The 13859-nt window shown below is 41.8% G+C and carries 13 protein-coding genes; 2 read left to right on the forward strand and 11 right to left on the reverse strand.

Annotated elements, in window-relative coordinates; translation table 11 throughout:
- Positions 1–52 precede the first annotated feature (52 nt).
- Complete coding sequence (locus PJ15_RS06120) at positions 53–721, forward strand: O-methyltransferase (protein ID WP_004773601.1); 669 nt, start codon at positions 53–55, stop codon at positions 719–721.
- A gap of 119 nt (positions 722–840) precedes the next feature.
- Here the strand turns inward: PJ15_RS06120 and PJ15_RS06125 are convergent, their stop codons facing one another.
- From PJ15_RS06125 to PJ15_RS06175, 11 genes are all read right to left on the reverse strand, one after another.
- The gene (locus PJ15_RS06125) at positions 841–1683 is read right to left on the reverse strand and encodes a universal stress protein (protein ID WP_004773602.1); all 843 of its coding nucleotides are present in this window, start codon (positions 1681–1683) and stop codon (positions 841–843) included.
- A 383-nt stretch (positions 1684–2066) separates the two neighbouring features.
- Complete coding sequence (locus tag PJ15_RS06130) at positions 2067–2681, reverse strand: chloramphenicol acetyltransferase CAT (protein WP_004773604.1); 615 nt, start codon at positions 2679–2681, stop codon at positions 2067–2069.
- Between the two features lie 74 nt (positions 2682–2755).
- Positions 2756–3343 (reverse strand): IMPACT family protein, encoded by a 588-nt coding sequence (locus PJ15_RS06135; RefSeq protein ID WP_047428975.1) that lies wholly within the window; start codon positions 3341–3343, stop codon positions 2756–2758.
- Positions 3344–3437: 94 nt separating this feature from the next.
- On the reverse strand, positions 3438–4628 hold the full coding sequence (locus tag PJ15_RS06140; RefSeq protein ID WP_004773607.1) for an HlyD family type I secretion periplasmic adaptor subunit: 1191 nt from the start codon (positions 4626–4628) through the stop codon (positions 3438–3440).
- Positions 4629–4652: 24 nt separating this feature from the next.
- Complete coding sequence (locus PJ15_RS06145; RefSeq protein ID WP_032810841.1) at positions 4653–6776, reverse strand: type I secretion system permease/ATPase; 2124 nt, start codon at positions 6774–6776, stop codon at positions 4653–4655.
- Positions 6776–8266 carry a TolC family protein gene (locus tag PJ15_RS06150; protein ID WP_004773611.1) on the reverse strand — a complete coding sequence of 497 codons (1491 nt, stop codon included), beginning with the start codon at positions 8264–8266 and terminating at the stop codon, positions 6776–6778. The genes PJ15_RS06145 and PJ15_RS06150 overlap by 1 nt, the downstream gene beginning before the upstream one ends.
- A 347-nt stretch (positions 8267–8613) precedes the next feature.
- Positions 8614–9360 (reverse strand): LPS export ABC transporter ATP-binding protein, encoded by a 747-nt coding sequence (gene lptB, locus PJ15_RS06155; RefSeq protein WP_004773613.1) that lies wholly within the window; start codon positions 9358–9360, stop codon positions 8614–8616.
- Complete coding sequence (gene lptA / locus PJ15_RS06160) at positions 9360–9908, reverse strand: lipopolysaccharide transport periplasmic protein LptA (RefSeq protein WP_004773614.1); 549 nt, start codon at positions 9906–9908, stop codon at positions 9360–9362. The genes lptB and lptA overlap by 1 nt, the downstream gene beginning before the upstream one ends.
- Positions 9892–10440, reverse strand: coding sequence for an LPS export ABC transporter periplasmic protein LptC (lptC, locus tag PJ15_RS06165; protein WP_004773616.1), 549 nt, complete (start codon positions 10438–10440; stop codon positions 9892–9894). The genes lptA and lptC overlap by 17 nt, the downstream gene beginning before the upstream one ends.
- Before the next feature lie 39 nt (positions 10441–10479).
- A complete protein-coding gene (locus tag PJ15_RS06170) occupies positions 10480–11019 on the reverse strand; it encodes a KdsC family phosphatase (RefSeq protein WP_004773617.1) in 540 nt (179 codons plus the stop codon).
- 3 nt (positions 11020–11022) lie between these two features.
- Positions 11023–12000, reverse strand: coding sequence for a KpsF/GutQ family sugar-phosphate isomerase (locus PJ15_RS06175; protein ID WP_004773618.1), 978 nt, complete (start codon positions 11998–12000; stop codon positions 11023–11025).
- Between the two features lie 375 nt (positions 12001–12375).
- Between PJ15_RS06175 and PJ15_RS06180 the strand changes: the two genes are divergently transcribed.
- Positions 12376–13782, forward strand: coding sequence for a purine-cytosine permease family protein (locus PJ15_RS06180; RefSeq protein WP_047428976.1), 1407 nt, complete (start codon positions 12376–12378; stop codon positions 13780–13782).
- Positions 13783–13859: the final 77 nt, after the last annotated feature.

The raw sequence follows: 13859 nt of genomic DNA on the forward strand, positions 1-13859 counted from the left end.
CTGATCATAAACGTTTAAAATGCAGCTAACAGATTCATAGGTAAACTTGATTATGCAACAGATGTGGACCGACATTGATGACTATATCAATTCACATTTAATTCCCACGGATCCAAGACTTCAACATGCATTAGACAATACCGATACTCAAGGGTTTTCTAATCATTTGGCTGTTGCGCCTAATCAAGGCATGTTTTTGCAGATGCTGATCCAGATGAACCAATGCAAACGTGTATTGGAACTAGGAACTTTTGGCGCCTACAGCACTATTTGGCTTGCAAAAGCGCTGCCAGAAGATGGTTATCTACTCACTGTTGAAGGACGCGATACCCATGTCATCATTGCGCAGGAAAATATTGATTTTGCCAATATGCCAACCACCATCGAACTAAAAAAAGGGCGTGGTGCAGATATCATGAATCAGCTGATTGCAGAAGGCAGTGAGCCATTTGATTTCATTTTCATTGATGCGGATAAGCAAAGTTATCCTGAGTATTTTGAGCTAAGTTTAAAACTTGCTCATTCAGGTACCATTATCGTGCTTGATAATGTGATTCGTGCAGGAGATATTCTGGATGAAAATAACAAGAAGCCAAGTATTGAAGGAATTCGTGAAGCTTTCACGGCATTAAAAGACCATCCTCAACTGTTATCTTGCACAGCATTACAAACCGTAGGCTCAAAAGGACATGATGGCTTTGCAATTGCCATCGTAAAATAGAGATTAAAAAACAACCTATTTAATTTAGTTGTGTAATATCAACAAATTATATTTATCTCTAATGCTTTTCCATACAGTTATCCACAGGAATTGCGGATAACTGTATGGAAAGAAATGAATCACTTAGCGACAAGCAAAGGTACATTGGCATTACGGAAGATCGTGGTTGTGATACTACCCAAGAAGAACTGATGAATTTTACTGTGGCTAAATGCCCCTAATACAATCAGCTGAATATCATGTTCCCTTTGATATTCAAGAATATTTTGAGCAACATCACCATAACGGTACACGGATACTACTTCCAATCCAGCATCAGTTAAGTACTTTTCTGGTTCTGCCAGCATTTCAGGATGATCACCGACGTAAAGCAAATGGCATTGCAAGAGTTTCAAAAGGTCACTTTTTGCAATACGTTGCAGCATTTTCTGGCAGGTTGGTGAATATTCATAGGCAAAGATAAAACGTTTCGGTGGCTGGAAATGCTCGCCTACCGTAATAACAGTACAGTTTGCACCACGAATGAAGTTTTCAACATTGCTACCAATCGGTTTGTTTTTCTCAGCAGCACGCTCACCCACCCGACCAATAATCACAATATCGTTTTCATCGAGAAGATTAAAACTTTGCTCAAGAAAATCACCTTTTTCCTGAATCTTGGTGCTGGTTAAGCCATACTGTTTTTCGATAAGCTCAGAGATATGTTTAAGCAAATTATTACTATAATCCAGTGCAAGCTCACTTTGCTTTTGTTCTAGCTCAGCCAGCTCTTTCAGCAGCATGGCATTACTTTCAAAGCCAATCACACCGCTGATTTCACCTAAATGATAACTCGCTGGGTAATAGTCCAGAATTTGCAATAGTACCAATTCTCTTTGTGTCTGTTTGGCCACCCACACAGCCGCCTCAGCCACAGCATCAATGCAGGGTGAAGAATCAATACATGCAATTACACGGTTCATTTTTCGCCTCTCTTTAGGTAATACCTTAGGTCTTCTACTTATTTTTAACTTATCACAGATGATAGCGAGGAAGGTTAAATTTATGTATCGAATCTCATAAGCTTTTTAAGAGGGTCTGTTGATATTTCACGATGCTTGCGACAGTGGACATTTTTTAGATGGCACAAGGCACATTTGGCGAAATTTAGTCATTCTAAATGAGCTGAATGTAACGCAGTGGCAGCAAAAAATGTCCCTGTCCCACAGGGTTATGGCTAAAATCTCCTCAAACCTCGTTATGAAATTTGACAAGGGGGTCGCCATTGCCTGCATTTCATGCCTTGTTTGTGTCGTTTTAGCCAATAACGCAATGCATGGGTGAAATTTCAATAGACCCTACACTTTTACTCATTACGATAACGAATTATTTTTGCTGGATTCCCTGCCACGATTGCATAATCGTCTACATCTTTGGTTACCATACTGTTCATGCCCACAACTGCATGATCTCCAATTTTAATACCATCCTTGATCCCCACATGCGCGCCGAGCCAGACATCGCGTCCAACTTCAATTCCTTTAGAGCTAACAGGTTGCTGATAGATAGCACGATCCATTTCCATACCATGATCAAAGGCATATAAATGACTATAAGCCGCAATCCTGACTTGATCATTTAATTTGATCCCTGTACGCCCTCCATCCAGAATACAGTGATGGTTAATCGCGACCTCATTGCCGATTTCTAAGGGGCCATGCAAGGTGCAATCTGCGGCGATAAAGGTATTATCTCCAATCGAAATCTTACGACCACGTTCTGCAAAAATATGTGCCAATGGAGAAATGAAACAGTTCTTGCCGATTTCCACCGTTTCCATGTCCATTAAATAGGCCTGATATTCAGCTTGCCATGCTTCTGCCCATTCACGATGTTTTGGCTTGAGTGTCCAATATAACCAAGGCATATAATTAAGGCGCTGCTTATGCTGCTCACGATATTTCAGTAAAGGATCATTCATCCTCTTGCTCCTCAATAAACTTCAGCACTTCACGCCCTGAAAGGCATCGCCTCGCAAGAGAAGACAGATACTTTTCAGTCATCACATACATGTAATTTCTCACGCCCTCTACTCACATCTTGCAGCTTAAGTCTTAAAGGCTCAATCTGATGCACTTGCAGTCGAGCCTGAACTGTAACACCAGTATCGGTATAACTTTCCTGATATTCAATCTGTTGCTGCATCAACTCATACTGCATAATGGCCCATTCATTGAACAGACATGCAAACTGGATTTCTTTCTTTTCAATCAATTCAATTTTTTCTGCTAACAATAAGCACTGGCCTGCGCAACCACCATAGGCACGTACCAAACCACCCGTACCCAATTTAATGCCGCCATACCAACGATTGACCAGTACAATAACGTTGGTCAGTTCATTACCTTCAATGGTTGCAAGAATGGGACGACCTGCCGTGCCTGAAGGTTCGCCATCATCATTAAAACGGACATGATGCCCAATTTTCCATGCCCAGCATTGATGCGTGGTTGAAGTATCTTTATATTGCTCCAGAAAATCTTTAACCTGCTGTTCATTTTCAACAACAGCCGCAATCGCTTGGAAACGACTTTTTTTAATGTCTTCTTCAAAAGTTACCGTACTGGCAATGGTAAATGGCATAAAAAACAAGATAAAAACTGAAAAGCAGATTATAGCTGCTTAACTGACAAATAAAAAACCTCGCCTGAAGCGAGGTTTTCTCAATCAGCACAACTTAGCGTTCGCGTAATGCTTCTTTGGCTTTATTAAACGGTTTAAGCAGGTAATCCATAATGGTTTTTTGACCTGTACGAATATCCACTGTCGCCACCATACCCGGGGTAATACTGAATGCCTTACCCGCCTTGTTATAGAGGCGATCCGAATCGGTACGGATATAAACACGATAATAGAACTGATCCTGCTTCACTTCATCACGAATGGTATCTGGAGAAATCACTGTTACTTTCCCATCCAGACCGCCATAGATCGAATAATCATAGGCCGTAATTTTCACCAAGGCCTCTTGTCCCGGACGAATAAAAGCAATATCTCGCGGAGAAATACGAGCTTCAATCAACAGTTTATCTTCCAGTGGGACAATGGTCATCAATTTACCATTTTGCGGAATCACCCCGCCTAAAGTCGTGACATCAATTTCTTTGACCACACCACGTACTGGCGCTTTAAATACCGCACGTTGTAAGCTATCAGCACGTCCATTCACTACTTGTTGTTGTGTCTGGATATCAGTATTGGCTTTGGAAAGCTCTTCTCGCGCTTTGACATAATATTCGTTACGCGTGTCATTGATCTTATTATTCAAGTCATTGGCTTCACGTTTTAAGCGCAACACTTCAACTTCACTTGCAGCACCTTTTGCCACTAATGGCTCAGTCATGGCAAGCTCTTGTCGCACTAACTTGGCAGCCTGTTCATAACCTGCGATGGATTGCTCCAGATTCTCACGGCGCGAATAATAAAGTGCGGTTTCCTCTTGAACCAGTTTAGGACTTTTCTTAACTTCCTCAGGAAAAGTCAACGGCGTGCCATTCACTTCCGCGCGTAAACGCGCTGCGGTTGCCTGTGCCGAAATCAGTAAAGACTGCGACTCCCCCACATTCGACGCCAAACGTGTCGGATCAAGTTGAGCAAGGATCTGCCCCTTTTCCACCACATCACCTTCATTCACATCAAGCTTGGTTAAAATACCACCCTCAAGTGACTGAATGATCTGCTCTTTTGAAGATGGAATAACTTTACCCGTCCCCGTAGAAACTTCTTCTAAATTAAACAACCATGCCCAGATCAAGAGTACAAGTAAACCAATCCCAATCATCCAAACAACGAGTGTCGAACGAGGTAACTTAGGTTCCTTGTAAGTTACATTCATCGGACGGCTACTCGTTTTTTGTTCTTCACTCATAAATTTGCCTCTATTCTCTAAGTATTAAACTATTTTTTGTTTTATTGCTGATTGTTGTAAGACTTGTTCCACTGGCCCATCCATCACGATCTTGCCTTCATTCATGACAATAATCCGGTCAACCAATTCCAGAACGGCTCGACGATGGGTCGCCACCACTAAAGTTCGATAACCCAACCAGTTTCTTAAATGGTCAATAAGCTGCTTCTCGGCAACATCATCAATGGCTGCCGTTGGCTCATCAAGCAACAGAATGTTCGGTTGACGGATCAAGAGACGTGCTAACAATAAAGCTTGTCGTTGCCCCCCAGAAAAACCGACGCCTCCTTCTAAAACCAGATGATCAAGCCCTTCTTTCTTCTCATGCACAAAGCTCAATGCACCCGTCACTTTCAGTGCTTTTAAAATGTCTTCATCGCGTGCGAGTGGTGCGCCCAAAGTCAGGTTTTCACGGATCGTGCCATAGAATAGATGTGCATTCTGATTGAGCAAGCCCATGTCACGGCGTACATCGGACGGATCAATCAGGCTAATATCCAGATCATCTAAATGAACCGAACCTGCATTTGGAAATTGCATGGCAGATAAAATCTGGAGCAGTGTTGATTTGCCTGCACCATTACGCCCGAGAATGGCAATACGTTCACCAGCACGGATCTTCAAATGAGGAATAGACAAACTTGGACGAGGATCATCTTCGGAATATTGGAATACAACTTTTTTAAGCTCGTAGTCGCCGTGTAGCACTTCTTTATGAACCAGATGAGCCTGATCTGCCTGATCAACAGGCTTTTTCATTAACTCATCCAGACCTTTTTTAGCCACTTTGGCTTGTTGTAAACGTCCGAGAATCCCTGTGATTTGCGAAATCGGTGCCAGCATACGAGAAGACAAAATCGAACATGCCACCAATGCACCCGTGGTCATATCACCTTTCATCACCGCAAAACAGCCCACCAGAATTACCGCGGCATAGGTTAGACCCTGAATCTTTTGTGTCCATGCCGTGAGCACACCAACAATTTTACGTTGTTGCATACTAATATCGGCAGACACTTCATTCATGTGGTTCCACTGGTTCTGGAAACGCGACTCCGCACGTAATAGCTTGATATCTTCAATACCTTGCACGGCTTCGACCAGAATCGCATTACGGATTGAGGATTCGCGCATCCCTTCTTGGGCCAGTTGAGCCAGTTTCTTTTGTGCCAAGATCGCAGGCAAAATCATTAAAGGCACAACAAGTAGCATGACCCAAAATAAATTTCCGCCAATCAGCGCAAAGATAATCAGGAATAAGAAGAAAAAAGGTAAATCTGCAATCGCGCCCATTGTGGTCGAAGTGACCAGCTCACGTACGCCTTCCAGCTCGCGAATTTGAGAAATAAAAGTACCGGTAGATTTAGAACGTTCACTATTTTTGATACGTAGTGCATGACCAAATACACGATCTGACACTCTTAAATCGGCACGCTTTCCAATAATATCTGAAATGTAAATACGCGAAAGACGCAGTACAAATTCGAAAATCGCGGCGATTAATACACCCGCTGCCAATACCCAAAGCGTCGGAATGGATTGTGAAGGTACGACCCGATCATACACCTGCATTGAGAAAATAATGGTCGCCAATGCCAGAATGTTGGCAATCATCGATGCCAGCATAATGTCGATATAACGCTTCCAGTCTTGCAGAGCGATCGACCAGAACCAGCTTGGTTGATAAGGTTTGATATATTCATCAACACGCGCATCTGGCACCGACTGTTCAGGACGCAGTACATAGACATTTTTAATGATGTGTCGTAGCGCACCCACCGCAAATTTTTGCGAAAGTCCCTGATCACCACTCAACTGAATACTGACATGGCCAGTACCATCAGCCTTATCAATAACACCCACCTGTCCATCAGCCAATTCGACCAATACAGGTAAACGCCAAGGGTTGATCACTTCATTAGTGAAAGCAACTTTGCGTAAATTCAGGCCAATCTGGCGGCTAATCAGCACCAGAACCTCATCCAGATTCTGGTTTTGATTCCAGTCCAGTTGTAAGCGAATCCGTTCTTCAGATGGTTCAATTCGGTAATGCTTGGCGATGGTTAATATTGCTTGTAACCAGGGCTGATAATTTATTTTTGTAGTAATCATGGTTGTACCTCAAACCCTTGTATATTTAAATTATTGAGGTCATAGGCCTGACGAGAACGTCCTGTCGCAGCAATATATTGCGCAATGCTACTGTAAATATCATAACGTGCTGTTTCAGCCTCTGAGTTCGCACTATGAATCGCTTGTTCTGCATTTAACAAATCGACTAAAGTTCGTGTTCCCAACTTATATTGTTCTTGATAAAGCTCTCTTGTACGTATTGTTGTTGCTTGTTGTCCCGCCAAAACCTGCATCTGGCGTTGTTTATTTTCAATTTGTTCACGGCTAGTTCTGATTTGATCCAGCACTTTTAGATAAACCGCATTGACCTGTGCTCTTGCTGCCTCTTCAGCATAACTTGCGGCCTTGGTTCTTGAGGAAGTTGCTCCCCCTTGGTAGAACTGGCTGCTGGCTTCGAGCATGATCGCACTATCAAAGCCACCTTCTTTATCATTACCTGGGTTGCGTCCGTGTAAAGCCTGACTCAGTTCTCCTTTTACAGATAGTGTCGGATAATTGCTCACTTGTGTCTGTAATTTTTGATTACGCGCAACTTCAATACCCGCCTGTGCAGCGATCATTTGCGGAATGGTGTTGAATTGTGGTGTTGCGTATAAATCTGATTGTTTTACAAAATCTTCAGGAATCGCCCATTTCACATTACGGGTATCAAAACCAAGCAATGTATAAAGATGTTGCTGATACTGACTGAGTAAAGATTGCTGGGCAATCATCGCTGACTGTGCTGATTGTAAATACGATTGCGCTTGGATCGGATCAGCCTGACTACTGATTCCGGCATTTGCTCGCAGATTCGCCATTTCCTGAATCCGTCTGATCCCTGCGATCTGCTGATTTGCAATCTGGATAAGAGTTTGATAACGCTGAATATTGATAATTGTTTGCGCAACATCTAGTGAAATATCATCAATTTTCACCAGCACATTGGCTTGCCCAACCACAACCTTGGCCTTTTCTACATTAACGCCAGATTTAACCTTGCCGAAATCATAAAGCATCTGGGTTGCACTTAAAGTCAGTAATTGCTGACCGCGAGTACTTTTCTTACCTAAGTCTCCCGTGCTGACACCGCCACCAATCTGTGGGTAATAGCCCGATTTTGCAACATCGATATTGGCATTTTGTGAAGCCAATGCTGCGATTCCTTGAGAGATATCAGGATTACGTTGTACCGCAACCTGTACTGCATCTTTCAATACTTTACGTTGATTCTGCCAAAATGCATTTGCGACTGCCGTCTCTTGCGGACGCCCTGATCCAACAACAGGCAAATCACTGCCTAATGATGAATCGACCGAGAAGTTACTCAGTTTTTGCATCTGGGCAACTTTAAATTCATCACTACTTTGCGGAACAAACAGCCGAGACAGATTATTCTTTAAAGTGTGATATTGTTCACTTGGTGTTGTTGCATGTGTCATTGGCACAGATAGCGTTGCTACATAAAGTAACCACTTAAAATCCATACTTCTTTTCCATGATCCATTATTCACTTTTATATCTTTCTTTAAGTTCATATTTTTTCGTATTGTTATCATTTCAGCATTTTCATTTTAATCATTTTTTTACATAAAACACTATGTTCTAAACACGTTTTCACACATTTATAAGTGTTTATTTTTGTAAAACAGTTCTCATTTTTATAAAATATGCCAAACTAATTAAAAAAATAAAATAAATATTTATCAGCAAATTACAGCAAAAAGCCCAATATCTCCGAGCAGAAGCGTTGGTATTCAGGATTTCCACTTAAAAAACTGCCATAAAAAAAGAACCTTTCGGTTCTTTCTTCAAATACAGAATTCATTCGGTGTTAAACGACGAAATCGTCACCTAAATACACTTTACGCACCTGTTCATTATCCAGAATTTCTTGTGGAGTACCCTCAGCAATCACGGATCCTTCACTGACGATATAAGCTTTTTCACAAATCGCTAAAGTTTCACGCACGTTATGATCGGTAATAAGTACACCAATACCACGATCTTTGAGCGTCTGGATAATATCTTTAATATCACCCACCGAAATCGGGTCAACCCCGGCAAAAGGCTCATCCAGCAGCATAAACTTCGGATCAGCAGCCAAAGCACGCGCAATCTCAGCACGGCGGCGTTCACCACCAGAAACACTCATACCCAATGAATCTTTAATATGGGTAATTTTAAAATCACTTAATAACTCATTCAAACGTTGCTGGCGCTGCTGTTTGTTCAGGTCTTTACGTGTTTCTAAAATCGCCATAATATTTTCAGAAATCGTTAACTTTCTAAAAATCGAAGCTTCTTGGGGTAAATAGCCAATCCCTTTACGCGCACGTTCATGCATCGCAAGATCAGACATATCGAGATCATCTAAATGAATCTCGCCTTTATCCATACGAACAAGACCAACAACCATATAGAAGCTAGTGGTTTTCCCTGCACCATTCGGGCCAAGTAGACCAACGATTTGTCCACTTTGCATAGTAAAAGAAACGTCTTTTACCACCCAACGTTTACTATAGTTTTTAGCTAAATGCTTAATACATAAAGTCTGTGGTTGTTGCACTGCCTGTTCCATTAATCACGCGCCCCTGGGAAGCTTTTAGAGCTTGATGGTGGAATAATGATTTGTACACGATTGCTCGAAGAACCTTGAGCCTCGACATCACCTTTATTCATACTATATTTCAGGCTATTACCACGAATGCTTGAACCATCCTGATACAGGTAAGCATTACCTGTTAGCGTGATAATCCCAGTATCTGCGTTATATACGATATTTTGAGCCTCGCCACGTGCCAGACCTTTATTGGCATCCATTTGTTGCTGGAACTTCGCAGGTCGCCCCTTTGCCGTAATGGTTTGGATTTCTTTACGGCTATTTAAGTTTGCAACCAGTGAATCTGCTTGCAATTTCATGGTGCCCTGCTCAATCACGACATTACCAGTATAGGTCGTTACACCCGATTTATCATTATAGGTTGCACGATCAGCAACTAGAGAAAGCTGTTGATTGCGGTCTGACGGCAAGGCAAAGCTCGTGCTTGCAGATAACGCAACCACAGCGACACAGCTGGCTTGTTTAAGGAAAGTTAGACGAGATTTAGAATTAAGAGCTTGGCGCATACTTTCCTCGAATTTTGTAAAATTCATATTGACCATTATTCATATTAGCCTTTAGACCTTGACTCACAAACTCAGCCGTTGGCGATTGAACCGTGACCTGATGTTGTGTTTCGAGTTCTCTTGTTTTTGGGTAACCTGTGAGCTCATCAGTATGAAACTCCATTTTACCCTGATCGGACAATTTCGTCGCAACAACATTACCAAGCAAGACAACTTTAGTGTTGTCATCATAGCCATTTGCCTGTTTTGCGTAAAAGGTTGCGTCTGCTTTGCCCTGTTTGTACATCACTGCATTCAGTTGATCCAGCTGAGAGGTTTTAAGTTGCATATTTTGCTGCAACTGCTTCACTTCAGCACGAATATATAAATTACCCTTCTCATCAGTTTGTGTTAAATGAACACCCTGTGCGGAATAAGTCATATTCTTGGCTGAATCAACATCCAGCTTTTTTGCCTTGCCACTGTAATAATAATAGCCACCGCTCACCGCAGCGACTGCAACAGCAACAACATATAAAACTTTGGTATCCATAAACTGGGTTACCTAACCTTTGAGCAAATCAACACTATATTAATGTGGTACAGCAAGATATTTTTCAAGCAGTTCTTGGTAAACACCTTTTGCCATCAACAACATATCACAGACTTCTCGAACAGCTCCGCGACCGCCCATCGCCTGAGTCACCAGATTGGCACGGCGGCGGACTTCTTCATGACCATTCGGAACAGTCACTTTCATCCCAGCAATTGCAAATGCAGATAAATCTGGCCAGTCATCACCCATGTAGATACAGTCTTCAGGCAATAAACCAAGTTGAGCACAAGCTTCACGTAAGGCTGTTCCCTTATCTTCACGCCCTTGATACACCAGATCGACACCGAGATCAGACATCCGTTTTTCAACGATATGACTTTTTCGGCCCGTGATAATAATCACTTTCATACCCGCTTGCTGGACTAATTTCATGCCCAGACCATCACGGATATCAAATGATTTAATTTCATCACCCGAGTTGGTTAATGTAACAAAGCCATCGCTTAAGATTCCATCCACATCAAGCACGAGTGCCTGTAAATGACGTGCTTGTTCTTGTAAAGCATAAGATGCCATGGCTTAATTTACTCCCGCCTGAATAAGGTCATGCATACTGATCACACCAATCACTTTTTTCGCGTCATCCACTACAACAAACTGATTAATTTTTCTCTCATGCATTTTTTCTAATGCTTCGACCGCACGGGCTTCTTGAGAAATCGTTAACGGATTTTTGGTCATCACTTCAGAAACTGCCAGATTGACATCAAAACCTTGTTGCTGGTCAATCATTCGACGTAAGTCACCATCGGTGAAAATACCCAATAACGTATCATTGTCATCAACAATCGTGGTTAAACCAAGACGCTTATCAGAAATTTCATATAACACCTTATTCATTGGTGTATCTGGACGTACTTTCGGTAATTCTGAACCTGTATGCATGAGATGCTTCACATGCAACAGTAAACGTTTACCCAATGCACCTGCTGGGTGTGAACGCGCAAAGTCATCTGCTGTAAAGCCACGCGCTTCCAATAATGCAACTGCTAGAGCATCACCAAGAACCAACGTAGCCGTTGTACTTGATGTTGGTGCCAATCCTAAAGGACATGCTTCGTCAGCAGCGCCCAGTGTTAATGCAACATCTGCATTTTGTGGCATTGGGCCTTTATCATCACGGCTAATCGTGATTAATGGCACGCCTAAATGCTTGATCAGTGGCATCAACATCATGATTTCATCACTCTTGCCCGAGTTTGAAATCGCAATAAGTACATCGCCACGCACCAGCATGCCCAGATCGCCATGACCCGCTTCACCTGGATGCATAAAAAATGAAGGTGTACCTGTCGATGCGAAGGTTGCCGCCATTTTACGACCGATATGACCCGATTTCCCCATACCAGTAATCACAACACGCCCTTGGCATTGCAGCAATATTTCACAGGCACGATCAAAATGTTCATTAATTTGTGTTGCAAGTACTTCAATCGCTTGCTGTTCAATACGCAGAGTTTCTATTGCGCTTTTCTGGAAATTTATGGCTTGTGACATATGAGCTTGACTCAAAATAATACTCTATCTACCTATTGGCAGATGATTTTAATCAAAAGAATGAGGGCGATTCTAACATAACTGTGAATTATGCACGTTTCTAAATGTATAAGTTTTCATGAAAAATGGAGAGCTTTTCGGCGTGCAATCATCGATCACGAATTTGTGTGAAATACAAAATTTTCGTCATTCTCTTCCGTATAGGATTTACAGCTTCATCAGGGATAGAAAACTTACCTTTCTTAACACAAATAAATTTGCCCAGATTTAAAACAACTTGTATATACATATACACACTAGATTGTACATAAGCACACTAAAACCAGATCATGTATTTTCTATAACAATCAATGCTTCATGGATCAGGAGTAAAAGATGAGCTCATTGGATGAGAAAGAAAAACACCAGTTTGTTGAAAACCGAAGTATTGACTTCATTCCAGAACATGAACGACATGGCAGTGTATTTGGTCAATTTACCCTGTGGTTTGGAGCCAACTTACAAATAACTGCAATCGTTACTGGTGCTTTGGCAGTGGTGCTTGGTGGCGATGTATTTTGGTCCATTATTGGTTTATTGATTGGACAATGTTTCGGAGCCGTTGTGATGGCTTTACACGCAGCACAGGGTCCAAAGCTTGGTCTTCCACAAATGATTTCAAGCCGCGTTCAATTTGGGGTATATGGTGCTTGTATTCCAATCTTGTTGGTTTGTCTGATGTATATCGGATTTACAGCCACCGGTGAGGTACTGGCAGGTAAAGCGATCGCACAATTGATCAATGTCAGTAGTACAACTGGTATTTTAATTTACGCCTCTTTTATTGTGATCTTTGCGACCATTGGTTACCGCTTAATCCACTGGGTTGGAAAAGTTGCCAGCGTGATTGGCATCATTGCATTTGTGATTATTTTGAGCCAGATTTTGACTCATTCAAATTTCTCAGCATTAATCGCAGTTCAAAAATTTAGCTGGCCTTCATTTTTATTGGCAATTTCGCTTTCGGCCTCTTGGCAAATTTCTTTCGGTCCTTATGTGGCGGATTATTCCAGATATTTACCCACAAACACCTCCTCCACCCGTGTTTTTCTGGCGGTTGGTTTAGGTTCACTGCTCAGTTCGCAAATCTCCATGACCTTGGGTGTATTCATTGCGCAGATTTCCCAAGGTGGCTTTGTCGGGAATGAGGTGCAATATGTAGTGGGTATGAATGCTGCTGCACTGGTGATTACTTTTTTATATTTCAGCATTGCCTTTGGCAAAGTCACCTTATCGACACTCAATGCCTATGGTTGCTTCATGTGTATTGCAACCATTTGGAATAGCTTCAAACCAAAATATCAAATTTCCAAACTCACGCGGTTAAGTATCGTACTGGGTATGGTGGCTATTTCGACCTTGATCGCAATCTTGGGCGAACATACATTCTTAAATACCTTTAAAGCATTCATCCTGTTCTTGCTCACTTTTTTTATCCCGTGGAGTGCAATTAATTTAGTCGATTACTATTTTATTTCTAAAGAAGAGTGCGATGTAGCTGCATTATATGATCCGAACGGAAAGTATGGCCGCTGGAATAGTATCGGTATTGGCTGCTATGTCATGGGTGTTTTACTACAGCTTCCTTTTATTCATAGTAAGTTTTTTACAGGTGCAATTGCCACTGCATTAGGTGGTATTGATATTTCCTGGCTGGTCGGTCTTTTAGCAACAGCAGTGATTTATTATTATTTTGCAAAAAAAGCTCAAGTTCGAGCGACCAGCAAACTACGTTTTGAATAAGGAAAAATATTGCAAACCAAAACCATCTTTTTTCTACTGATAACTTTATGAAATATGGTGCATACGTTATGATGAAT

It is taken from the genome of Acinetobacter sp. neg1 (assembly GCF_000788125.1).
GTDB classification, from domain to species: domain Bacteria; phylum Pseudomonadota; class Gammaproteobacteria; order Pseudomonadales; family Moraxellaceae; genus Acinetobacter; species Acinetobacter vivianii.

Excerpts from the sequence above, each read along its gene's own strand:
- PJ15_RS06120 (WP_004773601.1), top strand. The coding sequence starts at position 53 with ATGCAACAGATGTGGACCGACATTGATGACTATATCAATTCACATTTA.
- lptB (WP_004773613.1), bottom strand. The coding sequence starts at position 9,360 with ATGGAACAGGCAGTGCAACAACCACAGACTTTATGTATTAAGCATTTA.
- lptA (WP_004773614.1), bottom strand. The coding sequence starts at position 9,908 with ATGCGCCAAGCTCTTAATTCTAAATCTCGTCTAACTTTCCTTAAACAA.
- PJ15_RS06135 (WP_047428975.1), bottom strand. The coding sequence starts at position 3,343 with ATGCCATTTACCATTGCCAGTACGGTAACTTTTGAAGAAGACATTAAA.
- PJ15_RS06180 (WP_047428976.1), top strand. The coding sequence starts at position 12,376 with ATGAGCTCATTGGATGAGAAAGAAAAACACCAGTTTGTTGAAAACCGA.
- lptC (WP_004773616.1), bottom strand. The coding sequence starts at position 10,440 with ATGGATACCAAAGTTTTATATGTTGTTGCTGTTGCAGTCGCTGCGGTG.
- PJ15_RS06170 (WP_004773617.1), bottom strand. The coding sequence starts at position 11,019 with ATGGCATCTTATGCTTTACAAGAACAAGCACGTCATTTACAGGCACTC.
- PJ15_RS06175 (WP_004773618.1), bottom strand. The coding sequence starts at position 12,000 with ATGTCACAAGCCATAAATTTCCAGAAAAGCGCAATAGAAACTCTGCGT.
- PJ15_RS06140 (WP_004773607.1), bottom strand. The coding sequence starts at position 4,628 with ATGAGTGAAGAACAAAAAACGAGTAGCCGTCCGATGAATGTAACTTAC.
- PJ15_RS06130 (WP_004773604.1), bottom strand. The coding sequence starts at position 2,681 with ATGAATGATCCTTTACTGAAATATCGTGAGCAGCATAAGCAGCGCCTT.
- PJ15_RS06125 (WP_004773602.1), bottom strand. The coding sequence starts at position 1,683 with ATGAACCGTGTAATTGCATGTATTGATTCTTCACCCTGCATTGATGCT.
- PJ15_RS06150 (WP_004773611.1), bottom strand. The coding sequence starts at position 8,266 with ATGGATTTTAAGTGGTTACTTTATGTAGCAACGCTATCTGTGCCAATG.